Genomic DNA, 23,913 nt, shown 5'->3' on the forward strand with positions numbered 1-23,913 from the left:
GGACCAGCGGTACTGTCATTCCTGACAGGTTTACGGACTTCAAAATGGGCACATACTGCGAGGTTTTAGGGCGACACTGTGCGTACCGCCGGCGTCAGTTCCAGCACCCGATTGCGCCCACCTTCGGCCAGCAAATAAGTGCCTCGATCCGTCGGCACAATCGACTGCGGCGCTTTGAGAAACGACAAAATCGTCTGTTGTTGCCCCTGCTTATCAATCAGCAACAACCTGGCACGGTGCGTCGAATCCTCATTCACCCACAGCCCTCGCTCATCGCACATCAAGAACGTCGGTTTGTTCAACCCTGCCAGCATCACCGGATCGCTGCCGTCATCGGTCAGCTCGCGCACCACGCCTTTTTTCTTTTCGGTGTAGAGCATTCGGCCATCGGTGCAACGGGTGATGGATTCGCCTTCGTGCAGCTTGTCGCGTATGACCGTCAGCGACCGGTCACCCCAGCGATAACGCAATAGCCGCCCGTTGTCCTTGCGGTCTTCGATGGCGTAGAGGTCGTCGCCCTCAACCCACAGGCCTTGTACGTTTTCGCCGCGAAACAGCTCGCTAACCACACCATCCTTGAGAAAGCTGACCGGGGCGTTGCCGGTTTCCTGGCTGAAGACCCAGCCGCCGTGGGTGGCGAACATGCCGTCGGGTTTGGACAGGTTGCCCACTACCACATCGCGTCGCCCATCGGGATGGATACGCACGATGCTGCCTTTGGCATCATTGAGCTCCTGGCTGATCATCAGCGAGCCATCCGGCATGGGCATCAATGAAGCGGCTTTGGGCACGTCACGGTGCACGGTTTGCACACTCCAGCCGGTCGCGGCGCTGACGGGGTAGAAACTTTGCCAGGCGAAGAATCCCAGGGTGGCGACGACCAGCAAGCCGGTCAGGCTTAACCCCCAGAGCAAAGGTCGACGCGGATTTGGGGTGTCAGTCATTTTTTCTTCCGTGTTTTTGGGCACACCGTAGGTGGGCGTGAGGCTTGCTCTCATCCGTGATTCTGAAATTGGGCAGCATAATCCTGGCCGCCGTAAAACACGCCCAGGATTGACACGGTTTCAGTCTCGGCGGCCCCGCTGAATGCGATGGCGGTGGTGTGCCGGTAATGGATGATGCGCAAGGCAGGCAGCAGGTCGTTACGGCATTTACCGCGCAATGGAGACACGCTAAGGCTGTCGCAGTAGCTGATGATGTTGTCGACAAAACGTGCTGCAACGTCGGGGGCTTCGGTTTTGCTGATGTAGTCTTCGAGGGCTTCGAGTTGGGTTAATGCCTTTGGTGCAAAGGCGACCGAATAACTCACGGTTGTTCAGTACCGGTTCGCCGGCGCTTGGCTGCCATGTGGTCGCGAACCTGCTCGGTGGAGAGCGCTCGGCCAGGGGCTGCATCGAGGGCGGCTGCGGCAGGGATCACCTGGTCGCGCAACCAGTCTTCCATGGCACGGTCACGGGCCATCAGCGCCCTGAGGCCGTCGCGTATCACTTCACTTTCGCTCGCGTATTCACCGCAAGTGACCTTGGCTTTGACCAGGGCGGCCATTTCGAGTGGCAAGGTAATACTCATTTGCTGGGTTGAGCGTATGTCGAAGCCCGCAGATAGTGGGTAGGATTCAATCCTACTTGACCATTGGCGTGTTGCAAGGAGCAACTGACCGATGTCGGTGTCGGGCGTCTCATCGTCGATCCAAAACAGGTAGGGGTTCTGGCAGGTTTCCATGGGCGTTTCTCTCTCCTTTGAGTAACTCAGGACGCAAGTATTGACGCTTTTTCGCGACTGCGTGGCGCCACTCGGCCAATAACGCACTGATATGTATGACTTCATATTTGTAGCAGGGTTATTAACGCAACCTGCCCCCGGCACGCATGGCGCCTTACCACCGGCCGTATGATAATGCCCCCCAAATCGACCACACTGGCCCATCCCCCGTGATCATCAACTTCGACCTCAACGACCTCCAAGCCTTCCGCGCCGTGGTAGACAAGGGCAGTTTTCGCGGCGCCGCCGAGGCCATCCGCATCTCGCAGCCGGCCCTCAGCCGACGTATCGAAAAGCTCGAATCCGCCCTCGACGTCAAGCTGTTCGAGCGCACCACGCGGCGGGTCAGCCTGACCATGGTCGGGCGTGCGTTCCTGCCTCAGGTGGAGCGCATTCTCGACGACCTCGACATCGCCTTGATGGGGATCAGCAACGTCGCCTCCACGCGCATGGGCAACGTCACCATCGCCTGTGTGCCGTCCACCGCGTATTACTTCATGCCCCACGTGATCTCCGAATTCCACAAGCTGTACCCGAAGATTCGCCTGCGCGTACTGGATGCCAGTGCGGGCGAGGTGTGCAATGCGGTGGAAAGCGGCGAGGCGGATTTCGGCGTGAGTTTCAGCGGCAGCCTGGCCGATGAGGTGGAGTTCGAGTTGCTGTTCCAGGAGCGCTATGTGCTGGCCTGCCGCCGTGACCATCTATTGGCCGAACGCGACAGCGTGAGCTGGGCTGAGGCCTACGAGCACGACTACATCACCGTGGACAAAACCTCGGGCAACCGCTTCCTGCTGGACCAGGCGTTGCGCGGCGTGCGGGTGAAAAAACCGAGTATCTGCGAGACCCATCACGTGACCACCATGATCGGGCTGGTGGAGGCGGGGCTGGGCGTGGCGATGGTGCCGTCGATTGCGATGCCGGCGTGCGAACACCCTATTCTGGTGAGTGTGCCGCTGATCGAGCCGCAGGTGATGCGCCATGTGGGCTTGATAAAACGCCGCGGGCGGACATTGCCGCCAGCGGCGCTGGAGTTGGAGCGGTTGGTGCGCGAGATGCCGTTTCGGTCAGTGTGACACCGAGTCCAGGCCGGTGGATTGCACCACCGGTTGCGCTTCGGGCGAGGCCAGGAATTGCAACAATGCCTTGGCCTGCGCCGGGTGTTCGGCGTTGACCGGAATGCCCGCCGCAAAACGCGTCACCGATTGCACGTCTTCCGGGATCTTGCCCACGTACGTCACGCCCGGCACCGGCAACAATTCCGCCACCTGTTGCAGGCCCACCTCGTAATCACCCTTGGCGACCTTTTCGGCCACCGGGGTGCGCTCGACCATCGTGCCCTTGGCGGGCATGCCGAGCTTCTTGAACAGCTCCTTCTCGACATACACACCGCTGGCGCTGTCCGAATACGCCACGGACTTGGCTTTGCTCAGCACTGCCTTCAGCTCGGCATCGGTGCCGATCGCCGGTTTGGCCGCACCTTCTTTGACGACCAGGCCGATGCGCGAATCCGCCAGTTCCACGCGGGACGCAGGGTCGACCTTGCCTTGTTTGATCAAGTCGTCCAGGGCATAGCCGACCATGATCACCACGTCGGCGTGTTCGCCACGGGCCAGGCGGTTGGGGATCGCTTCCGGCGCCTTGCCCATCGACGGGCCGAGGATGGTGTCCAGGGTGTCGCCGCTGTGCTGGGCATATTGCGGGCCGAGCAGTTTATAGGCGGCGGTGAAACCGCCGGAGGTCATCACCTTGAGCTGTTCGGCCTGGGCCGTCAGTGCCAGGGCACCGAGGGCCAGGGCCGTCAGGGTTTTCAATAGCATCCTCATTACACCGCCCCCTGCATGACCTGGCCGCGCGTGTTGGCACGACGGTACAGCGCCAGGGTCGAGCACAGCGCGCATGCCGCGGCAAACATCATCCAATAGGCCGGCGAGGCTTTGTCTTCGGTGATGTGAATGAACCACGTGGAGATCGCCGGTGTGAAGCCACCGAAGACCGCCGTTGCCAGGCTATAGGCCAGGGAGAAGCCCGCCACGCGCACTTCCACCGGCATGATTTCGGTCAGCGCCGGGATCATCGCGCCGTTGTACATGCCGTACAGGAACGAGAACCACAGCAGGGTTTCGAGCATATGCGCAAAACTCGGTGCGTTGACCACGAACGACAGCGCCGGGTAGGCGGTGATCACGGTCAGGGCGGTCATTGCGACCAGCACCGGCTTGCGGCCAAAGCGGTCGCTCAGGGTGCCGCCGATCGGCAGCCAGACAAAGTTCGACACGGCTACCAGCAAGGTCACCAGCAGGGCGTCGGAGGTGCTCAAGTGCAGCACGGTCTTGCCGAAGGTCGGCGCGTACACCGTGATCAGGTAGAACGCGGTGGTGGTCATGGCCACCATCAGCATGCCGCCGATCACCACGCTCCAGTTTTTCACCAGGGTTGCCAGCACTTCGCGCATGGTCGGGCGATGCTTGCGGTTGGCGAATTCTTCGGTTTCCTGCAAGTTGCGACGCAGCACGAAGATGAACGGGATGATCACGCAGCCGAGGGCGAACGGAATGCGCCAGCCCCAATCGGCCACGACCGACGGTTCCATCCACACATTCAGGCCGTAGCCCAGTGCGGCGGCCACTACGATGGAGATCTGTTGGCTGCCCGACTGCCAGCTGGTGTAGAAGCCTTTACGGCCCGGCGTGGCCATTTCAGACAGGTACACCGACACGCCGCCCAGTTCTGCGCCAGCCGAGAAGCCTTGCAGCAGGCGGCCCAGCAGCACCAGCAACGGTGCCCACAGGCCAATGGTCTGATAGCCCGGCACGAGCACGATCAGCAGCGTACCGCTGGCCATGATCGACAGGGTCACGATCAAGCCTTTGCGACGACCGACGTCATCGATATAGGCACCCAGGATAATTGCGCCCAGAGGCCGCATCAGGAAGCCTGCACCGAACACGGCGAAGGTCATCATTAATGACGCAAACTCATTAGCGGCGGGGAAGAACGCGGCAGCGATATAGGTGGCGTAGAAGCCGAACAGAAAGAAGTCGAACTGTTCGAGGAAGTTGCCCGAAGTAACGCGGAATACCGCACCCACTTTAGAGCGGGCAGAGTCGGGCCGGGAAGGGCTAGTCATGGTTTTGTGTCTCCAGCGTTCTTTTTAAAGTGCTTGTTTCGCTTAAGACCGCGGATAGTGGCTGACACATTTAGAAATGATAAGTGAGTAATTTGGATGGATTGATGCATATTGGCTATCAATCGGCAGGTCCGCCAAAATCTCACTGCTGTTCTATGCTTCAGAAGTGACCAATTTCTTATGGAAGGGAGGTGCGTATGGGTGACGAGCACAAACGTCAGGACGAGCCGGAGCACGAGCAGGCCCGGCGGCAGCGCGAAGAAGACAAGCCGCAGACCTGGAAACACCCGGACGACGGCACCGAGCTGTCCGAGCGCGATCAGGAGCGGCCGCTCAAACCCTGATTAAAAGCGTACTCGGTCCAAATGTGGGAGCGGGCTTGCTCGCGAATTCGGTGTGTCAGCCACTGAAGTGTTGACTGATACACCGTATTCGCGAGCAAGCCCGCTCCCACATGAGATCTGTGTTCAGCCCACGATCGGCGTACACAACTCCACCAGCGTGCCATCCGGGCAGCGCACATAAGACACCACTTGCCCCCAGGGCTTGGTGCTCGGTGGCGACAGCTCCTTCGCGCCGTGCAGCAGCGCCTTGGCGTGGGCGACGAATACATCCTCGGTGACAAACCCCACTTCCATCCCCAGCGGCTGTCTAGAGGTGTGCGCCTCGACGTGCCCGCCGTCGAAGTTCATTTCGCCCAGTTCATGCGCAGCGAACGACAGCGTAGTGTCACCCGTTTCCAGCTCGCCATAAGTGCCGGATTCATGCAGGAAACGGCGACTGAAACCGAAGGCTGTTTCAAAGAAAGCCAGTGACGCGGCAACGTCAGGCACATAGATGATGGTGTAGGCGAATTTCAAGACAGGCACTCCTTGCTGAAAAGTAACCGGTCAAGGCACCAGCACGGCGACAGACAAACCCACGCTATGGCTAAGCCAATAATGACCAGCACGATGGCGATCCTTTGACCTTCAAGCGCTGATTTATAGTCCCAAAGGCGCCGGATGAACAGTGTTCACATAGACGCAGCCCGCCGGGCTTTCTAAACTGCGGCTTGTCTTGGGGAAAGGGGCAGGCGCCGATGAATCGCAATGAATTACGCAAGGCCGACATCAACCTGATGGTGGTCTTCGAAGCACTGATGCTCGAGCGCAATGTGACGCGGGTGGCAGAGAAACTGTTTCTCGGCCAGCCAACCATCAGTTCGGCCCTCAACCGCTTGCGCACCTTGTTCAACGACCCGCTGTTTATTCGCGTCGGTCACCGCATGGAGCCCACCGCGCGGGCCGAAGAGATCATCCAGCACTTGTCGCCGGCCCTGGACTCATTGTCGTCGGCCTTGAGCCTGACCCATGATTTCGACCCGACCCAAAGCACCATGACCTTCCGCATCGGCCTGTCCGATGACGTCGAATTCGGCCTGCTGCCGCCGCTGTTGCGGGCCTTGCGCCAGGAAGCGCCGTTGGTGGTGTTCGTGGTGCAGCACGTCGATTACTGGCGCATCCCCGACCTGCTGGCTTCCGGCGATATCACCGTGGGCATCACCCAGACACGCGGCCTGCCGGCCAATGCCAAGCGCAAGTTGTTGCGGCATATCCGCCCCTGCCTGTTGCGTGCCGATGCCTCGGACACACCGCTGACCCTCGATGAATATTGCGCGCGCCCTCATGTGCTGGTGTCTCACACCGCCAACGTGTCCGGGTTTGCCGATGAGTGGCTGGCCGAGATTGGTCGCAAGCGCCACGTGGTGCTGTCGGTGCCGCAATACAGTGCATTGCCGGCGCTGCTCGCCGGCACCGACATGATCGCCAGCCTGCCGGATTACACCGCCCATGCCATGGCCGCCGGCGGCAATCTGTTCTGTGAGCCGTTCCCGTTCGAAACCCCGACCCTGGACCTGTCCATGGTCTGGCTCAGCCACGTCGACACCGACCCTGCCGAACGCTGGATGCGTTCACGGCTGGAGGCGTTCATGAGTGAGCGCGACAGCTTGCCGGTCCTCACGGAAAAATCTTGAGATAAGCCTTCAAGGCGCTGTGTCCCGGGGTGTTAGTGATCGTGGCGTTCCGGGAAAATCCTTCGCTGCGAGGGCTGATCGAAATTTCAAATTGAAATCGGTCTGACTTCGTTCAACTGCATGCTATATGTAGGTTTCTTTTCAAGCCCACTCGGAGCTTTTCATGCCGCACCTGCACCTGGAATACACCGCCAACCTGACCGGCCTTGCCGTCGAGAAAACCCTGCTGCGCCTGAACAACGTGCTGATGGCGTCCGGGCAGTTCGGTTCAGAGTTCGATATCAAGAGCCGTGCAATCAAGGTCGAGAGTTTCCAGGTGGGCACCTCCCTCAGCCCGCGCGGTTTTATTGCGCTAAAGCTCTCGCTGCTCAGCGGGCGCTCACCGCAGGTCAAGCAGCAGTTGTCGGAAAGCCTGTTGGCGGCCCTGCAGGACGCCGCTGAGTGGCCGGCCGATTTGCAGGTTCAACTCAGTGTCCAGTTGCTGGACATGGATCGTGATTCCTACAGCAAAGTCGCAATCGGCTAAGGGTTACAACAAGCTCTGATCGGCGCACACCTTGACGATCTGCTCCCGAAACCAGGTATTGGCGCTGTCCTGGCCACTGGCTTCATTCCACTGCATGTCCAGGGTAAAACCCGGCAACCCGTTCGGCGCTTCGCAATGGCCGAACACGGTGGCCGGGGCCAGCAGCTTTTGCACGCGACGCGGCAGGGTGACGATAAAGTCGGTGCCGCTGATCATCTTCAAGGCGGCGCTGTAGCTGTTGGCACGCGCAATCACCTGGCGCTTGTAAGCCTGGCGTGCCAGCCAGCCGTCAATCATGTTGGTGTCGCAAGTCCAGGGCGTGGGGAACACGTGGCGTCGTTCGACAAACGATTGCAAGCTAAAAGCCGGCTCGCGCGGGCTCGAACGTTTATCGAACACGCACACCAAATCGTCTTCCAACAGCATCTGGGTCTTGAAGTCTTTGTGGGTGCTGTGAAGGTGCGGGCCGAAACAGATCACCAGGTCGAGGCGGCCTTCACGCAGGTCATTGGCAGGCATCTCGGTTTCAAGTTTTTGCACATTGACGCTCACCGGCAGGTCGGCTCGGTCGAAGTGCTTCAACAGGCGCGGCAAAATCAACTGATCGAAATATTCCGGGGCACAGACATTGAAGGTCACCGCCTGCTGCGTCGGGTCGAAGGCCTGGCTGCCGGCATGGCACAGGTTGATACTTTCCAGAATCTTCTGCACGTGCCCGTACATGGTGGTGGCCTTGTACGTCGGGCGCATGCCGGCCCGCGTGTTGATAAACAGCTCATCCTCAAAACTGGTGCGCAGCTTCTTCAGGCTGTAGCTCACGGTTGACTGGCTCACGAACAGCGTCTCGGACACCTCGGTAACGCTGCTCTGGTCATAGACGGCGATAAACACCATCAAGTCCTGCATATCAAGCTTTCTGAGCAAGTTACTGTTTAGCATCGGTTTCGTCCGTAAACCCTTTGTACCGAACTCAGTACAAGACTGGCAAAAGCTTAACGGAACGGTCGTACCAATAGAAAGCGCTGTAGGGCGTTTCTATGTTTGGTGTGGGACATAAAATGTTGGCAATACGACGTCAGTGGATATGTCGGCTGTAATGCTTTGGGTTCAAGCGTGTGACGATCAGCACAGTGACCACCAGGCCACAGCCGATCGAGGGGTTGCGGGCTGAAGATGACTGATCGTTCCCACAGGGGACCGTGGTGTCAACTCGCGCGAATCACATGCTTGATCTCCTGAAACGCCGCCAACCCCCACGGCCCCAGTTCGCGGCCGATACTGCTCTGCTTGTAGCCGCCCCACGCCGTCTGCGGGAAGATCACTTGCGGTGCGTTGATCCACACCAGGCCCGCCTGCAAGGCATTGGCCACGCGTTCGGCGGTGTCGATGTTGGCGCTCACCACGCTGGCGACCAGGCCGAAGTCGCTGTCGTTGGCCAGGGCGATGGCCTCGGCCTCGGTGGCAAAACGTCGTACGCACAGCACCGGACCAAAGATCTCTTCGTTCCACAAGGCGCTGCCCGGCGGCACGTCGGTAAACACCGTCGGGCGAATGAAAAAGCCTTTTTCCAGGCCCTCCGGGCGAGCGCCGCCGCACAACAACCGCGCGCCCTCATCGATGCCGCGCTGGATATGCCCCAGCACCCGCTGATACTGCGCACGGTTGATCAGCGCGCCCATCTCTACATCCTTGGCAAACGGGTCCGCCACGCGAATTCCTTCAGCCCGTGCCTGCAAACGCTGCAGGAATTCATCCGCCAGGTTGTCGGCCACCAACACGCGACTGGTGGCCGAACAGATCTGCCCTGCGTTGAAAAAGCCACCGCCACAGGCCAGTTCCACTGCCAGGTCGAGGTCTGCATCGGCCAGCACCAGCAACGAGGATTTGCCGCCCAGTTCCAGGCTCACACCCTTAATGGTTTCGGCGGCGCGCTGCATCACCTGCACGCCCACCGCATTGCTGCCGGTAAAGGAAATTTTCGCCACGCGACGGTCCGCAGCCAGCGGCGCACCGACTGCCAGCCCCGTGCCACACACCAGGTTAAACACACCCGCCGGGAAGCCGGCCTCAGCAATAATCCGCGCCAATCGCAACTCCGCCAGGGGCGTGACTTCCGACGGCTTGAGCACCACGCAGCAACCGGCCGCCAATGCGGGGGCAAGCTTCCAGGCGGTGGTCACCATCGGGAAATTCCACGGCACAATCAGGCCCACCACGCCGCAGGGTTCGCGGCGCAGGCGTGCGCTGAAATCGTCGCTGGGCAAGGCCACCGGGCTGTCTTGTCCTGCGTCCATCGCATCGCAGATCCCCGCGTAGTACTCGAAGGTGGCGATCACGTCATCCACATCGATACCCGCTTCAAACAGCGGCTTGCCGTTGTTGCTCGACTGCAACTGCATCAGCTGTTCACGCTGCTTACTCACACCATGGGCGACCTTGCGCAGCAGGGCGCCGCGATCACGGCCGCTGCTGTTCGACCAATCGACAAAAGCCGCGCTGGCCGCGTCGACCGCCAATTGTACTGCCGAGGCATCGCCCACGCTGACGTGAGCCAGGGTCGCTTCGGTGGCCGGGTTGATCACCTCCAGCACTTCATGGCCTGCGCGCCATTGGCCATTGATAAACACACCGTTCAAGACTGCGCTCATACCGCCACCGCCTGCATCCAAAGCCCTTGGTTGATTTCAATCAGTGTCGGCCCCTGGCGATCTGCGGCGGCGCGCAACGCGCCGCGCAAGGGCTCGATGCCCTGGATACTTTCCGCAGCGCAACCCAAGGCCTTGGCGACGCCGATAAAGTCCGGGGTGTAGATGTCCACACCGACCGGCTCGATGGCGCGGTTGAGCATGTATTTCTTGATCTCTTCATAGCCCTGGTTATTCCACAGCAGCACGATGACCGGCACCTGCGCTTCCACCGCGCTGGTCAGTTCCGGCAGGGAAAATTGCAGGCCGCCGTCGCCGATCAGGCACACCACCGGCTGGCCGTCACCTCGGCCCAGCCAGGCACCGATGGCGGCGGGCAGGGCGTAACCCAAGGTGCCGTAGCCGGTGGACGAGTTGAACCAGCGGCGTGGGTGGTCAAGGTTCAGGGTCAGGTTGCCGCTGTACACCGGCTGGGTGGAGTCGCCCACCAGCACGGCGTTGGGCAGCGCTTGCAGCACGGTGTTGAGGAACAGGGTTTGTGCGCGGGTGGCCGCGTCCCAGGTGGGCGTCAAATCGGCCCACAAGCGGGCTACTCGTTGGCTGCCCCAGCTACTGTCGCGTGCAGCCAGCGGCGTGTTATTCAATTCGGTGAGCAAGGCTTCGGCGGCCATCTGCGCATCGGCCACCAGTGCCACGTGCGGCGGGTAATTGCGTACGGTCTGGTCGGCGTCGATGTCGACCCGCAACAGTGCGCCGGGGATCAGGAAGCCACCGGCGAAGGTCACGTCGTAGTCGGTTTCCGCCAGTTCTGTGCCGATGGCCAGCACCACGTCGGCTTCTGCGACCAGCGCACGGGTGGCGACCAGGGTTTGCGTCGAGCCGATCAGCAGCGGGTGCGTTGATGGCAACATGCCTTTGGCATTGATGGTCAGTGCCACCGGCGCGCCGAGGGTTTCAGCCAGGCGCGTCAGCTCTGGCGCGGCATCGATGGCACCGCCACCGGCCAGAATCAGCGGGCGCTTGGCCACGGCGAGCAACTGGCTCATCTGCTTGACCGCCGACGGCGCTGCGCCTGCGCGGGCGACGCTGACCGGCAGGCTGGTGAGCAATGCATCGGCATTTTCCACCAGCACATCCAGCGGGATCTCGATATGCACCGGGCGCGGTCGCCCCGCCTGGAATAACGCAAACGCCCGCGCCAACACGCCAGGCAACTCGGCCGCCGACATCAAGGTATGGGAGAACGCCGCCACGCCGGCGATCATCGCGCTCTGGTTCGGCAGCTCATGCAATTTGCCGCGCCCGCCGCCCAATTGGCTGCGCGACTGCACGCTGGAAATCACCAGCATCGGGATCGAGTCGGCATAGGCCTGGCCCATGGCGGTGGTGATATTGGTCATGCCCGGGCCGGTGATGATGAAGCACACGCCAGGTTTGCCGCGGGTGCGTGCATACCCGTCGGCCATGAAACCGGCGCCCTGTTCGTGACGCGGTGTGACATGGCGGATGCCGGAACGCGCCAGGCCCCGATACAGCTCCACGGTGTGCACACCGGGAATGCCGAACACCTGGTCCACGCCGTAGCTCTCCAGGAGGTTGACCAATACTTCGCCGCAGGTCGCCATAGGTGTCGCTCGTGTTATGGATTCGAGGCGCTATTGGAGCGGCTGGCCCATAGCGGCAACAATCGATAAAAAGTCATACTAGCCATGTTCCCACGTCATGGCTTACCCCAATGAAACGCCTTCCGCCACTGCCCGCGCTGCACACGTTTTGGGTCACCGCCCAGTGCTGCAATTTCACCCGCGCCGCCGAACAACTGCACATCACCCAAGGCGCGGTGAGCCGTCAGATTGCCGGGCTGGAAAGCCATCTGGGTTACGCCCTGTTTCAGCGCCAGGCGCGCGGCTTGAGCCTGACCGAAGAAGGCCGCGAATGGTCGTTGCGTGCCCAGCAGGTATTCGGCCTGATCGGTGATGCGGTGGAGCAGATCGGCAGCCGCCGCGCGACCCTGCAACTCAAGGCCTCCACCTGCGTGATGCGCTGGTTGCTGCCGCGCCTGATGCAGTGGCAAAAGGAGCGCCCGGATGTGCCGGTTGAGCTGACTACCACCGTGGCCTACACCGTGGACTTTCGTCGCGAGCAATTTGACGCGGCGGTGATTTATGCGCCCATCGCCGAGCAGTCGGCCGAGGCACGGCACCTGTTTGATGAGCAACTCACGCCAGTCTGCGCACCGGCGTTGCTCGGCGGTCTGCACACCCCGGCAGACCTGCAACAACAGGTGCTGCTGCACCCCACGCGGGACGAGCGGGATTGGGCGTTGTGGTTAAAGGCGGCGAATACGCGGCTGAGCAACCTGGCTACGGGGCATCATTTCGAAACGCTGGACCTGGCCATGACGGTAGCGTCCCAGGGCTCGGGCGTGGCGATAGGCGACAGTGCGTTGATGGGCGAGGATGTGAAAGCCGGGCGATTGGCGACGCCGTTTGAACTGCGGGTGCCGACGGGAATGGGCTATTACCTGGTGTACCCGCCGGGGACTGAGCCTTCGGCTGGGCTGCAAGCTTTGATGGCGTGGCTGGTGAGCGAGGCCCACCGATGATCGTTCCCACGCTCTGCGTGGGAATGCCTCTGGTGACGCTCTGCGTCACGCTTCGGGACGCGGAGCGTCCGGGGCTGCATGCCCACGCAGAGCGTGGGAACGATCATTACAGGGTCAGTAACCGACGGTGAAGCGTTGACGCGAGTGCTTCGGTGTTTCCACTTCGTCGATCAGGGCGATGGCGAAGTCGGCAAAACTGATCCAGCTACGGCCTTCGGCGCTCACCAGCAGGTCATCCTGGCCCAGACGGAATTTGCCGGTGCGCTCGGTTTCAACAAACTCTGCCGACGGTGACAGGAAGGTCCAATCCAGTTCTTTTTCCTGACGCAGCACGTCGAGAAACTCGGCACCGGCGCTGGCTTCGGCTTTGTATTCAGCCGGGAAACCCTCGCTGTCGATCACTCGACCGCCACCTGGCAACAATAACGAGCCCGCACCACCCACCACCAGCAGGCGTTTCACACCGGCCTTTTTAACCGGGCCGATCACAGCGCTGGCGGGCAGGGTGGCGAAGTGCGCCGCACTGATCACCACGTCGTGGCCGCTCACCGCTTGCTGCAAGGCAGCCGCATCAAGAGCATCGACTTTTTTAACGCTAAGGCCAGGGCGTGCAGCCAGCGTGTCGGTGTTACGCGCAATGGCCGTAACGGTATGCCCACGACGCAGCGCTTCTTCCAGCAGTTGGCTGCCGGCACGGCCGGTGGCACCAATGATTGCAATCTTGCTCATGACGTTCTCCAGTACGTTAGGGTTTAAAAACCATTCACCACTTCATTTCGCCCTTGGCAACTTTGGCACCCAGTTCCAGGCTGCTTTCGTCTTCAAGGTTGGGGTAGCGCTTTTTCATCGCCGCGATCAGTGCAGCGGAGTCCTTGGCCTTGGCGGTCTCGCTATCGAAGGCCTTGATGTAGTCGGCGGTAAAGGCCACGGACTGCACGGTCGGTGTGCCCAGGTAGTGGCCCGGGATCACGGTGGTGGGCTTGAGGTCCTGGATACGTTGCAAGGTGGCCAGCCAGTCGGTGTGGGATTTGGCGGTTTGCGTGTCGGCCATCCACACGTGGGTGTTTTCAAACACCACGACGCCACCGACGACCGCCTTGATCGACGGGATCCACACAAAGGTGCGCTCCGGCTGCGGACCGTCCAGGCCGATCACTTCCAGGCTTTTGCCTTCCAGCGTCAGGGTATGGCCCTGCAACACCTGCGGGATCACGGCTTTGCTTGGCTTGTCGGCGCCGAGTTTCGGGCTCCAGAATGCGATTTTTTGCTCGACGGTGGCCTTGATATGGTCCACCACCGGCTGGGTCGCCAGCACTTTGGCGTCGGGGAACGCGGCGGTCAGGGTGTCGAGGCCGAAGTAGAAGTCCGGGTCGCCGTCGCTGACGTAGATGGTGGTGAGGTGTTTGCCGCTGCTGCGGATTTTCTGCACCAGTTGCTCGGCTTGGGCCTTGCCGAATTGGGCGTTGACCAGGATGAGGTCTTTTTCACCGCTGACCAGCACCGAGCTGACCGGCATCATGGCCGAGGTGCCTGGGTTGTAGGCGTCCAGCTTCAGGTCGGCAGCCGCAGCATGGGCAGCGAACGCCAGAGCGGCCGAAGCCAGGGCAAATCGTTTAAGTACCGAGATCATGTGCAGCTCCAGCAGCAGGTAAGTGATGCACAGAGCTTAGTTGCACCAAACACAACAAAAAATGCGATGCTTGGACATAGTTTGTTTCTAAAAGCGTGCAAATCATGGATCGTCTTCAAGCAATGCGGGTGTTTGTCACGGTAGTTGACCTGGGCAGCCAGTCCGCCGCCGCCGATCAGTTGGACCTGTCGCGGCCGGTGGTCTCGCGCTATCTGGCTGAACTTGAGGATTGGGTCGGAGCGCGCCTGATGCATCGCACCACGCGCAAGCTCAGCCTCACCGCCGCCGGCAGTGAAACCCTGCCGCGCTGTCGGCAAATGCTCGAGCTGTGCAATGACATGCAGGCGGCCGTCAGTGAGCCGGATGAAGCGCCGCGCGGCCAGTTGCGCCTGAGTGTCAGCAGCTCATTCGGCCAGGCGCAGTTGGCGGAGGCCGTGGCCGAATTCGTCAAGCGCTTCCCGTTGGTCAGCATCGACCTGCAGATGCTCGACCGCACAGTGAACCTGGTGGATGAGCGCATCGATCTGGCCATCCGCACCAGCTTTGAACTGGACCCCAACCTGATCGCACGCAAGCTCACGCTGTGCCGTTCGGTGATCTGCGCGTCACCGGCGTACCTGCTGGAACACCCGCAGCCTCGGCAAGTCCACGACTTGGCCGAGCACAACTGCCTGACCCACTCCTATTTCGGCAAAAGCCTGTGGCACTTCACCGAGAACGGCGAGCCGGTGTCGGTGGCGGTTCAGGGCAATATCACCGCCAACGAGGCCACCACACTGTTGCGTGTGACGCTGGCGGGCGCGGGTGTGGCGCGTTTGCCCAGTTATCAGGCGGGGGACTACATCCGCAGTGGCGAATTGACCCGGCTGTTGCCCGAAGCCGAGCCGCAGCAAATGAACGTCTATGCCGTGTATGCCTCGCGTAAACACATGCCGTTGGCGCTGCGCAGCCTGCTGGATTTTCTGGTGCTGCGGTTCCCGGAAGAGCCGGTGTGGGATATCGGTCTGTAAAGCCGACATAAAGATGTTGAATGACGCCCAATAATGGCAACTCGCCCTGACTGACCTATGCTTTAAACAGCACCGAGTCGATCTATTCAGAGGTGTGCCATGACCCTAAAAATTAGAAAGTACCTGATGATTTTCATCCTGTGCGCGTTGGCCACCGCGCTGTACGGCACGGCTGCCTACCGGGTTGAACAGACCCGCATGCAGCCGACCTTCGCGATCAGCTGCCACCAGGATCTGTGTGTGCCGCGTACCGGCAGTTTCAGCGCGCTCAGATGATCGTTCCCACGCTCCCCGTGGGATGATCGTTCCCACGCTCCGCGTGGGAATGCAGCCCAGGACGCTCCGCGTCCCGCGTCAATCGGCCTTCAGCTGCTCGCGAAACGCCTTGGGCGAAAACCCCACCCGACGACGGAACAGCCGGGAGAAGTTGGTCGGGTCGGAAAACCCCAACACCTCCGACATCTCATTGATGGTCATGCTGGTATAGGTCAGCAGGCGCTTGGCCTCCAGCAACTGGCGGTCATGCATGATCTGCAAGGCAGGCTGCCCACCCAATTCCCGACACGTGCCGTTCAGGTGTGAGACCGAGATACCCAGCTTGTGGGCCAGGTCTTCAATCTTCGGGTGCTCGCGGTAATGCTGCTCGACCAACTGCGTGAAGCGCCGGAAATATTCACGCCCGCGCGGCGCGCGCGGATGGCGGCGCTGGATCGCCTGGCGGCTGATCCACACCAGCAGCACGCTGACCAGGGCGTGCATCATCATGTCGCGGGCCGGTTGTTCATCGGCGTATTCGTCCTGCAGGCGCGCGAACAGGCTGTTGAGATAGTCGCTGTCCTTGCCGGCCGGGTAGTTGCCCAGGGCTTGCAAACCGTCCACCGTTGCGCCCAGCTGGGTCTGCAAATGGCTGACCAGCGGCGCGGCCAGCGTCACGATAAAACCTTCCACATCTTCAGAAAACCGAAACCCGTGCACACACAAAGGCGGCAACACCTGCAAGGTGGCTTCGCTGAGTGTGGTGCGCTGGCCTTCGATTTCCAGCTGTGCCTGGCCCCTGTGTACGTACAGCAACTGGCACAGATCCGCGTGCCGGTGGGGTTGGATTTCCCACTGGTATTCCCGGCTCCGTCGGGAAATGGTTTCACAGTGCAACAAATCCGGGGTCGGCCATTGCTGGCTTTCTCCGTAAAGCTTGAAGACCGGAATCGCGGTACTGGCAGTTTTGGTCATGGTTTAAATCCGATACTCAGGATAGTGGTGCGGTAATCGCCCCAATTGGCAAAAAGCGCAGGCTTTGTCTCAGTTTTCACCTTCTTATGGCGGCCACTCAAGTGAAAAATGATCAGCAACAAGATGAATGACAACTCTTTCACCCTATCCGTTCGGGTGAAGCTTGCGGGCCATAAAAATAATGAAAACGCTAAAAACCCAAGTCGCCATTATTGGCGCCGGTCCCTCCGGATTGCTGCTCGGTCAACTGCTGCACAACGCCGGTATCCAGACCCTGATTCTAGAGCGCCAGAGCGCCGATTACGTGCAAGGCCGCATCCGCGCCGGGGTGCTGGAGCAAGGCATGGTCGACCTGCTGCGCGAGGCGGGCGTGAGCCGACGCATGGACGCCGAAGGCCTGGTGCATGACGGCTTTGAGTTGGCGCTTAATGGCCAACTGACCCATATCGACCTCAAGGGCTTGACCGGCGGGCAGTCGGTGATGATCTACGGCCAGACCGAGGTCACCCGCGACTTGATGGCCGCCCGCGAGGCTGCCGGCGCCGTCACGCTGTACGAAGCACGCGACGTGCAGCCCCATGACCTTAAAACTGATCGGCCCTGGCTCACCTTCGAACATGCCGGCGAAACCTTTCGCCTGGACTGCGACTACATCGCCGGGTGCGACGGTTTCCACGGGGTGGCGCGCCAGGCGATTCCGGCTGAGGCGTTGCAGGTGTTCGAACGCGTCTATCCGTTCGGCTGGCTGGGCATCCTCGCCGATACGCCGCCGGTGCATGATGAACTGGTGTATGCCAAACATCCGCGTGGCTTTGCGTTATGCAGCATGCGCTCGCCGACGCGCAGCCGTTATTACCTGCAGGTGCCGGTCGATGAGCCGCTGGATGATTGGTCGGATGAGCGTTTCTGGGCCGAGCTCAAAACCCGCCTGCCCAGCCGGTTGGCCGAGCAACTGGTGACCGGGCCGTCGATCGAGAAAAGCATCGCGCCGCTGCGCAGCTTCGTAGTGGAGCCGATGCAGTACGGGCGCCTGTTCCTGCTCGGCGACGCCGCGCATATCGTGCCGCCCACCGGTGCCAAAGGCTTGAACCTGGCGGCCAGTGATGTGAGCACGCTGTTTCGCATCATGCTCAAGGTGTACCGCGAGGGCCGCGTGGACCTGCTGGAAAAATATTCGGCCATCTGCCTGCGCCGGGTGTGGAAAGCCGAGCGGTTTTCCTGGTGGATGACCTCGATGTTGCACCAGTTCCCGCAAGCCGACGGCTTCAGCCAGCGCATTGCGCAGAGCGAGCTGGAGTATTTCATCCACTCACAGGCGGGGCGCCAGACCATCGCAGAAAATTACGTCGGGCTTCCTTACGAAGCTATCGAGTAGCCTGCTATCGTATCCGGCATTCCCGCAGGCCCTTCCTTGCCTGCGGGCCTTGCTCGAAGGTTCTGCCGTGACTCGCCTCAACCCACCCGCTCAGCCTGCTCAGCCCACTCAACCCGCTCCCGCCGTTCGCAGTGTGCTCGCCGCCTTGATGCTGGCAATTTTTCTGGGCGCTCTGGACCAGACCATTGTCGCGGTGTCGATGCCGGCGATTTCCGCGCAGTTTCATGATGTAAACCTGCTGGCCTGGGTGATCTCCGGCTACATGGTGGCGATGACCGTGGCCGTGCCGATCTACGGCAAGCTGGGCGACTTGTATGGGCGTCGGCCGATGATGTTGATCGGCATGGGTGTGTTCACCCTGGCCTCGCTGTTCTGCGGCATGGCGCAAAGCATGGAGCAGTTGGTGCTGGCGCGGATTCTCCAGGGCATCGGCGCCGGCGGCATGATCTCGGTCAGCCAGGCGATCATCGGCGACATCATCCCGCCCCGCGAGCGTGGGCGTTACCAGGGCTATTTCAGCAGCATGTACGCGGTGGCCAGTGTGGCGGGGCCGGTGCTGGGCGGGTACATGACCGAATACCTGTCGTGGCGCTGGGTGTTTTTGATCAACCTGCCGCTGGGCGCCGGCGCCTGGTATGTGGCGCACCGCACACTGGTGGGCCTGCCGGTGCCGCAGCGCAAGCCGATCATCGATTACCTCGGCACGGTGCTGATGATCATCGGCCTGACCGCCTTGTTGCTGGGCATTACCGAAATCGGCCAGGGCCATCATTGGCGTGACGAGCAAGTGCTGGGGCTGCTGGCCTGCGCGCTGGTGGCCTTGACGGCGTTCGTGTGGCACGAACGTCGGGCGCGCGAGCCGTTGTTGCCGATGCACCTGTTCGCCAACCGCAGCGCGGTGCTGTGCTGGTGCACGATTTTTTTCACCAGTTTCCAGGCGATTTCCCTGACGGTGTTGATGCCGCTGCGTTATCAGACGGTGACCGGCTCGGGGGCAGACAGCGCCGCCTTGCATTTACTGCCGTTGGCCATGGGCTTGCCGATGGGTGCCTATTTCGCCGGACGCATGACCTCGGTGACCGGGCGTTATAAACCGATGATTCTGACCGGCGCATGCTTGAGCCCGCTGGCGATTCTCGGTATGGCCTACAGCGCGCCGCAGGCCGTGGCCCTAACGGCGGTGTTTATGCTGCTGTGCGGGATTGCGGCGGGGATGCAGTTTCCGACGTCCCTGGTGGGCACGCAGAACTCGGTGGAACAGCGCGACATTGGCGTGGCCACCAGCACCACTAACCTGTTCCGTTCGTTGGGCGGGGCGGTGGGTGTGGCGTGCATGTCGGCGCTGCTGCTGGCGTTGTTGCAGGATTCCAGCTTCGCGCATTTGGCCAGCGGCGCGCTGGGGGCTGAAGGCAGTTCCGGCAACGTGTTGCTCGACGGCCTCAACGCCGCGCCAGGGCCCGCACAGGATGCCTTGCGCGGAGAACTGGCGGTGACGTTCCGGCATTTGCTGATGGTGAGTGCGGCGGTGTCGTTGCTGGGGTTGGCGGCGGCAATTGCGATGCCCAATCGTGTGCTGCGTGGCCGTGAAGACAAAGCGAAATAACTGACATAACAGAAATCCAAATGTGGGAGCGGGCTTGCTCGCGAATGCGGTGATTCAGTTGAAGCATCTTTGACTGACACGCCGCATTCGCGAGCAAGCCCGCTCCCACAATGGATTGTGTTCCAATTCAACTCAGGGGCTGTAGTACCCAACCGCCACCATGAAATGCCCGGCCTTGCGCACGTACGCATGCTTGTTTTCAACCTTGCCGGTCACCGGGTTCTTCCAGCGGTACTTGTATTCCCCCTGATCCTGTTCGGCCATCAGTTTAAGAATCGGCTCACCCACCGGCTTGCCATCCGGGTCCTTGATCTTGCGAAAATCGGTATTGATCAGTCGCAGGTTGGTGCCGTGCGCCACATAGCGCCCGGTGTTCAGGTCGACCACAAACACATACAGATCATCCTGCAGAAAGCCGCCCTGCAATGAATTGATCGCCTTGAGCGTGCCGGCTTCGTCCTTGTTCAGCGCATTCACTGCCTTGTTGCGTAACGCCCGGGCCTGTTCCGGCGTGGCCCGTGGCAGGTAGTAACCCACCGCCAGGATGCGCTCGCCCACGCGCTGATAAAACACATGCTTGTGCTCAACCTTGCCGTCGTTCCAGTTCTGCCAGCGATAGTCGGCTTGTTGGATGCCCTGGCCTTCGGGCACGGCCAGCGCCTGTTTAAATGAGGCTTGCAGGTCTGGCCCGAGCACTTCGGACACATCGCGGCCGATCAAGGCCGAGGAGGGCCCGCCGCTGGCCAGCAACACACCCTTGGTATCAACCACGAACACGTAGCGGTCGTGGTCGATAAACTCACCTTGGCGGCTGAACGCGGCGAACGCCTTGTCGCCGTTGCTTTGAAAGTAGGTGACGGCCTTTTCCAGCAACGCCTTGGCGGCCTGGGCGTCCTCTTCCTGGGTGGCCGCGTGCACCTGACTGAAACCCAACAGCAGCAGCCAGGTGAGTCGCAAGAGTCCCTTCATTATCCATCCCTCATTATTGTTGATGTGACCACAGCGTAGACGGCTCCGGCTCAGGGCGCCGCCAGCCATTGATTGACGATGCCGTCATATACCCCAGTGGCCATGCTCAGGTGCAGCCACTGGTCGACATAGCTTTTCCACGCCACATCATCACGGGGCAGCAAAAAGGCTTTTTCGCTGTATTGCATCTGCCGCTCGGGGTTGACCGCACACAGCCCCGGCTTCTGTTTTTGCTGGAAGCGCGCTTCGCTGGCGTCGGTGATCATCACGTCGGCCTTGCCCGCCAGCAGTTCGTCGAAAATCGTCACGTTGTCGTGCAGGCGGATTTGCGCCTTGGCCAGGTGGGCGCGGGCAAACACCTCGTTGGTGCCGCCCGCCGGCTCGATCACGCGTACCTGCGGCTGGTTGATCTGCTCGACGCTCTGGTAGCGCTGGACATCGGCGCAACGCACCAGCGGGATCTTGCCGTCTACTCCAAGAGGCTGGCTGAAGAAGGCTTTTTTCTGACGTTCCAACGACACCGAAATACCGCCCACCGCAATATCGCAGCGTTGGGCGAGGAAGTCCGGCATCAGGGTTTTCCAGGTGGTGGGCACCCACTGGATGGTGGCGTTGAGGCTCTTGGCCAGGGACTCGGCCATGGCGATATCAATGCCTTCGTAGCGCCCATCGGCACGCAACGACGTGTAGGGCTTGTAGTCGCCGGTGGTGCAGACGCTGAGGGTGCCGGTTTGCAGCACCTCGTCCAGGCGTGAATCGGCCAGGGCGTGGGTGGCCACGCTTGCCAGTAAACAGAAGGCCAGGGGAGCTTTCATGCGGTCGAATCCTTGGGGCATGCTCGGGTCGCCATTATTTCCAGCTATACGCGGGGATGGCAATTGTTTAGCCAGGCCGCAACCAAACTCCGTCAACCCGCAATTGAACAACCTTTGCACGCGTGTGACGCTGCCGGGCATCTACCTCACTGTGAATCTCCCATGGACGGCTCTCCCGACACTCACCTCGCGACACTGCCGTCCGCGCTGGCCTTCTGGGCCTTGTTCCACTGCCGACACGCGCGCCCACCGGATACCTTGCTCTTGCGTTGACTGCCCCATGGATGACGCACACCTGTGCGCATCTGCCCGGCGGCGCCTGTGCGCCTGCCTGACGCAAACGTATGAGAGTTCCCATGAGTGTTTTTGCCAGCCTGCAAGAAGCCCGGTCTTTTCTTGAACAGCACCCGGACATCGAAATGTTCGAGCTGTTTATCCTCGATAACAACGGCGTACCACGCGGCAAGTTGCTGCACCGTGATGAGCTGTTGGCGGTGTATGAAAGTGGCCGCCCGTTGCCCAGCACCATCCTGGGCCTGACGATTAACGGCGACGACGTGGAAAACTCAGGGCTGGTGTGGGAAGTCGGCGATATCGACTGCCGCGCCTACCCGGTCAGCGGCAGCTTGCAGCGCATGCCGTGGCGCCTGATCCCGACCGCCGCCGTGCAAGTCAGCATGCACCCCACTGAAGGCTTGCCGGCCAGCGTGGCAGACCCTCGGCATGTGTTGGCCAAGGTGATCGACGGGCTCAAGGCCGACGGTTACTACCCGGTGATGGCGGCGGAGTTGGAGTTTTACCTGCTCGACCAGAAACCCGACAGCAACGGCCGACCGCAACCGGCACGGGATGTTGACGGCAATCGCCCACGCTCCACCCAAGTGTACGGCCTGCGTGAACTGGAGCAGATCGAGCCGTTCCTGGCCGACCTCTACAGCGCTTGCAAGCTGCAAGGCATTCCGGCGCGCACGGCGATTTCCGAATACGCGCCGGGCCAGGTGGAAATCACCCTGGAACATCGCGCCGATGCCCTGCAAGCCATGGACGAAGCGGTGCGCTACAAGCGCCTGGTCAAGGGCGTGGCGCATAAGCACGGGATGACCGCCTGCTTTATGGCCAAGCCATTCGATGACCTGGCGGGCACAGGCATGCACATGCATGTGAGCCTGGCGGATGCCCAGGGCAATAACCTGTTTGCCAGTGAGGCCGCCGATGGCACGCCGCTGCTGCGCCAGGCGGTGGGCGGCATGCTCAGCACTTTGCTCGATTCGCTGCTGATGTTTTGCCCGAATGCCAACTCCTACCGGCGTTTCCAGACCAACAGCTATGCGCCGCTGGCGGCCACCTGGGGCGTGGATAACCGCACCGTCAGCCTGCGCGTACCGGGCGGGCCGGCTCATTCGCGGCATATCGAACACCGGATTTGCGGGGCCGACGCCAACCCATACCTGGCCGCTGCTGCCATCCTGGCGGGTATTCACCGAGGCATTCGCGAACAGCGCGACCCCGGTGTGCCGGTGGAAGGCAACGGGTACGCCCAGGCCAATGCATTGCTGCCCACCGACTGGCTGACCACCTTGCGTGCGCTGGAGGGTTCAAGCTGGGCACGGGAGGCGTTTGGCAGTGAATTCCTCGGCGTCTATTTGGCGGTGAAACGTGAGGAATATCGCCAGTTCATGGGGGCGGTGGGCGAGCAGGATTGGCGCTGGTATCTGCATCAGGCGTGATCCGCGGGCAGCAGATTTGGATACACCGAAGCGCTGCTTTTGTGTGGGAGCTGGCAAGCCAGCTCCCACAGTCGATCGCCGGTGTTTTATAGCCGTCATGGTTTCAACCTTTTTTTCACGTTGCAGTGGTTAAGCTGCGGTTCAAGGTCGTTCACCACCGTTCCACTCACATGAGCCCGCAATGTCGCCACAACCTCCATCCTCTATCGAGATTGAATTCGCCGAACGCTGTGACCGCGAGCATGCCCAGGTCTGCGGCGACACGCGTCCGCCCGCGCTGCTCAAGCGTCTGGCGGCCTGGCGCGATGAACGGCTGGTGCGCCAAGCGTTGAAAGTGGCCGGTGAGCCTGGGTTGATCCTCGACCTGGCGTGTGGCTCCGGCCGGTTTTGGCCCGTGTTGGCCGAACACGTCAACCGGGTGATCCTGGCATCCGACAACTCCCAGGCCATGCTCGACCACGCGCGCACCCATCACCCGGCGGCGTTGCTCAAGCGGGTCAAAACGTTCCAGGGCTCGGCGTTTTCCATCGGCCTGTCGGCCAACGCGGTGGACTGTATTTTCTGTCTGGAACTGTTTCGTCACGTGCCCGGCAGTGACGTGCGAATAGCGCTGTTGCGCGAATTCCACCGTGTCAGCCGCGACACGGTGATTGTCTCGGTGAACTCGCGCACGCCGGTGGAGGACGAATTCCGCCAGGCCGGGTTCAAAGTCCTTCATCACCAGGAGTTCCTGCCGGGCTCCAAGTTGTGGCGTGTCTATGTTTTGCGTAAGAGGGGCTAACTCCCGCCTGTCGGACTATTCTCCATCTCTTGTCAGAGTTTTCATGAAGGTGTGTGCACTGCGGATGCTCGCAAGCCCCTTTCGCGATATAT

The 23,913-nt window shown here is 61.1% G+C and carries 25 protein-coding genes; 11 read left to right on the forward strand and 14 right to left on the reverse strand.

Annotated features, from left to right (window positions below):
* Positions 1–65: 65 nt before the first annotated feature.
* Genes BFP92_RS08510 through BFP92_RS08520 form a run of 3 tightly spaced genes read right to left on the reverse strand, consistent with a single transcriptional unit; the run spans position 66 to position 1,587 of the window.
* Entirely contained in the window at positions 66–944 is an 879-nt protein-coding gene (locus tag BFP92_RS08510; RefSeq protein ID WP_065929288.1) for an SMP-30/gluconolactonase/LRE family protein, read from the reverse strand.
* Positions 945–994: 50 nt separating this feature from the next.
* Positions 995–1,309 carry a type II toxin-antitoxin system RelE/ParE family toxin gene (locus BFP92_RS08515; RefSeq protein ID WP_065929134.1) on the reverse strand — a complete coding sequence of 105 codons (315 nt, stop codon included), beginning with the start codon at positions 1,307–1,309 and terminating at the stop codon, positions 995–997.
* Entirely contained in the window at positions 1,306–1,587 is a 282-nt protein-coding gene (locus tag BFP92_RS08520) for a ribbon-helix-helix domain-containing protein (protein ID WP_065929289.1), read from the reverse strand. The genes BFP92_RS08515 and BFP92_RS08520 overlap by 4 nt, the downstream gene beginning before the upstream one ends.
* Before the next feature lie 344 nt (positions 1,588–1,931).
* Here BFP92_RS08520 and BFP92_RS08525 point away from each other — a divergent pair, with 344 nt between their 5' ends.
* Complete coding sequence (locus BFP92_RS08525; RefSeq protein ID WP_065929290.1) at positions 1,932–2,834, forward strand: LysR family transcriptional regulator; 903 nt, start codon at positions 1,932–1,934, stop codon at positions 2,832–2,834.
* On the opposite strand, the gene BFP92_RS08530 is transcribed toward BFP92_RS08525, so the two are convergent.
* Together BFP92_RS08530 and BFP92_RS08535 are read right to left on the reverse strand one after the other, a co-directional pair.
* Positions 2,826–3,584, reverse strand: a complete 759-nt coding sequence (locus tag BFP92_RS08530; RefSeq protein ID WP_065929135.1) for a substrate-binding domain-containing protein — start codon at positions 3,582–3,584, stop codon at positions 2,826–2,828. The two genes, BFP92_RS08525 and BFP92_RS08530, sit on opposite strands and share 9 nt — an antisense overlap.
* Positions 3,584–4,888, reverse strand: a complete 1,305-nt coding sequence (locus BFP92_RS08535) for an MFS transporter (protein WP_065929136.1) — start codon at positions 4,886–4,888, stop codon at positions 3,584–3,586. Before BFP92_RS08535 ends, BFP92_RS08530 begins: the two co-directional genes overlap by 1 nt.
* A gap of 197 nt (positions 4,889–5,085) precedes the next feature.
* Here BFP92_RS08535 and BFP92_RS31690 point away from each other — a divergent pair, with 197 nt between their 5' ends.
* A complete protein-coding gene (locus tag BFP92_RS31690; RefSeq protein WP_017137360.1) occupies positions 5,086–5,232 on the forward strand; it encodes a hypothetical protein in 147 nt (48 codons plus the stop codon).
* A gap of 123 nt (positions 5,233–5,355) precedes the next feature.
* Here the strand turns inward: BFP92_RS31690 and BFP92_RS08540 are convergent, their stop codons facing one another.
* On the reverse strand, positions 5,356–5,748 hold the full coding sequence (locus BFP92_RS08540; protein ID WP_065929137.1) for a VOC family protein: 393 nt from the start codon (positions 5,746–5,748) through the stop codon (positions 5,356–5,358).
* A gap of 221 nt (positions 5,749–5,969) precedes the next feature.
* On the opposite strand from BFP92_RS08540, the gene BFP92_RS08545 reads away from it, so the two are divergent.
* Both BFP92_RS08545 and BFP92_RS08550 read left to right on the forward strand, forming a co-directional pair.
* A complete protein-coding gene (locus BFP92_RS08545) occupies positions 5,970–6,905 on the forward strand; it encodes a LysR substrate-binding domain-containing protein (RefSeq protein ID WP_065929138.1) in 936 nt (311 codons plus the stop codon).
* Between the two features lie 163 nt (positions 6,906–7,068).
* Positions 7,069–7,431: a 5-carboxymethyl-2-hydroxymuconate Delta-isomerase gene (locus tag BFP92_RS08550; RefSeq protein ID WP_058419580.1), complete on the forward strand. Its 363-nt coding sequence runs from the start codon at positions 7,069–7,071 to the stop codon at positions 7,429–7,431.
* Between the two features lie 3 nt (positions 7,432–7,434).
* On the opposite strand, the gene BFP92_RS08555 is transcribed toward BFP92_RS08550, so the two are convergent.
* The 3 genes from BFP92_RS08555 to BFP92_RS08565 form a co-directional block, all read right to left on the reverse strand.
* Positions 7,435–8,370 carry a LysR family transcriptional regulator gene (locus tag BFP92_RS08555; RefSeq protein ID WP_065929139.1) on the reverse strand — a complete coding sequence of 312 codons (936 nt, stop codon included), beginning with the start codon at positions 8,368–8,370 and terminating at the stop codon, positions 7,435–7,437.
* 266 nt (positions 8,371–8,636) lie between these two features.
* Complete coding sequence (locus BFP92_RS08560; protein WP_065929140.1) at positions 8,637–10,079, reverse strand: aldehyde dehydrogenase family protein; 1,443 nt, start codon at positions 10,077–10,079, stop codon at positions 8,637–8,639.
* Positions 10,076–11,701: a 5-guanidino-2-oxopentanoate decarboxylase gene (locus BFP92_RS08565; protein WP_065929141.1), complete on the reverse strand. Its 1,626-nt coding sequence runs from the start codon at positions 11,699–11,701 to the stop codon at positions 10,076–10,078. Before BFP92_RS08565 ends, BFP92_RS08560 begins: the two co-directional genes overlap by 4 nt.
* A 110-nt stretch (positions 11,702–11,811) precedes the next feature.
* On the opposite strand from BFP92_RS08565, the gene BFP92_RS08570 reads away from it, so the two are divergent.
* Positions 11,812–12,681 carry a LysR substrate-binding domain-containing protein gene (locus BFP92_RS08570; protein ID WP_065929142.1) on the forward strand — a complete coding sequence of 290 codons (870 nt, stop codon included), beginning with the start codon at positions 11,812–11,814 and terminating at the stop codon, positions 12,679–12,681.
* A gap of 114 nt (positions 12,682–12,795) precedes the next feature.
* On the opposite strand, the gene BFP92_RS08575 is transcribed toward BFP92_RS08570, so the two are convergent.
* Positions 12,796–13,410 carry an NAD(P)-dependent oxidoreductase gene (locus tag BFP92_RS08575; protein ID WP_065929143.1) on the reverse strand — a complete coding sequence of 205 codons (615 nt, stop codon included), beginning with the start codon at positions 13,408–13,410 and terminating at the stop codon, positions 12,796–12,798.
* Between the two features lie 34 nt (positions 13,411–13,444).
* On the reverse strand, positions 13,445–14,311 hold the full coding sequence (locus BFP92_RS08580) for an MBL fold metallo-hydrolase (protein WP_065929144.1): 867 nt from the start codon (positions 14,309–14,311) through the stop codon (positions 13,445–13,447).
* A gap of 104 nt (positions 14,312–14,415) precedes the next feature.
* On the opposite strand from BFP92_RS08580, the gene BFP92_RS08585 reads away from it, so the two are divergent.
* Together BFP92_RS08585 and BFP92_RS31695 are read left to right on the forward strand one after the other, a co-directional pair.
* Positions 14,416–15,321: a LysR family transcriptional regulator gene (locus BFP92_RS08585; RefSeq protein WP_056857325.1), complete on the forward strand. Its 906-nt coding sequence runs from the start codon at positions 14,416–14,418 to the stop codon at positions 15,319–15,321.
* A gap of 99 nt (positions 15,322–15,420) precedes the next feature.
* Positions 15,421–15,597 (forward strand): hypothetical protein, encoded by a 177-nt coding sequence (locus BFP92_RS31695; protein ID WP_017137373.1) that lies wholly within the window; start codon positions 15,421–15,423, stop codon positions 15,595–15,597.
* Between the two features lie 78 nt (positions 15,598–15,675).
* Here BFP92_RS31695 and BFP92_RS08590 read toward each other — a convergent pair whose 3' ends face one another.
* Positions 15,676–16,551: a helix-turn-helix domain-containing protein gene (locus BFP92_RS08590; RefSeq protein ID WP_065929145.1), complete on the reverse strand. Its 876-nt coding sequence runs from the start codon at positions 16,549–16,551 to the stop codon at positions 15,676–15,678.
* A gap of 181 nt (positions 16,552–16,732) precedes the next feature.
* Here BFP92_RS08590 and pobA point away from each other — a divergent pair, with 181 nt between their 5' ends.
* Together pobA and BFP92_RS08600 are read left to right on the forward strand one after the other, a co-directional pair.
* Positions 16,733–17,926: a 4-hydroxybenzoate 3-monooxygenase gene (gene pobA / locus BFP92_RS08595; RefSeq protein ID WP_065929146.1), complete on the forward strand. Its 1,194-nt coding sequence runs from the start codon at positions 16,733–16,735 to the stop codon at positions 17,924–17,926.
* Positions 17,927–18,074: 148 nt separating this feature from the next.
* The gene (locus BFP92_RS08600) at positions 18,075–19,529 is read left to right on the forward strand and encodes an MDR family MFS transporter (protein ID WP_236371456.1); all 1,455 of its coding nucleotides are present in this window, start codon (positions 18,075–18,077) and stop codon (positions 19,527–19,529) included.
* 132 nt (positions 19,530–19,661) lie between these two features.
* On the opposite strand, the gene BFP92_RS08605 is transcribed toward BFP92_RS08600, so the two are convergent.
* On the reverse strand, positions 19,662–20,498 hold the full coding sequence (locus BFP92_RS08605) for a cache domain-containing protein (protein WP_065929148.1): 837 nt from the start codon (positions 20,496–20,498) through the stop codon (positions 19,662–19,664).
* 50 nt (positions 20,499–20,548) lie between these two features.
* The gene (locus BFP92_RS08610) at positions 20,549–21,313 is read right to left on the reverse strand and encodes a transporter substrate-binding domain-containing protein (RefSeq protein WP_065929149.1); all 765 of its coding nucleotides are present in this window, start codon (positions 21,311–21,313) and stop codon (positions 20,549–20,551) included.
* 356 nt (positions 21,314–21,669) lie between these two features.
* Between BFP92_RS08610 and BFP92_RS08615 the strand changes: the two genes are divergently transcribed.
* Both BFP92_RS08615 and BFP92_RS08620 read left to right on the forward strand, forming a co-directional pair.
* The gene (locus tag BFP92_RS08615; RefSeq protein ID WP_065929150.1) at positions 21,670–23,040 is read left to right on the forward strand and encodes a glutamine synthetase family protein; all 1,371 of its coding nucleotides are present in this window, start codon (positions 21,670–21,672) and stop codon (positions 23,038–23,040) included.
* A 181-nt stretch (positions 23,041–23,221) separates the two neighbouring features.
* The gene (locus tag BFP92_RS08620; RefSeq protein WP_065929151.1) at positions 23,222–23,821 is read left to right on the forward strand and encodes a class I SAM-dependent methyltransferase; all 600 of its coding nucleotides are present in this window, start codon (positions 23,222–23,224) and stop codon (positions 23,819–23,821) included.
* Positions 23,822–23,913 lie beyond the last annotated feature (92 nt).

Origin of the sequence: Pseudomonas sp. 58 R 3 (assembly GCF_900006605.1) — a bacterium.
Taxonomy (GTDB): domain Bacteria; phylum Pseudomonadota; class Gammaproteobacteria; order Pseudomonadales; family Pseudomonadaceae; genus Aquipseudomonas; species Aquipseudomonas salomonii.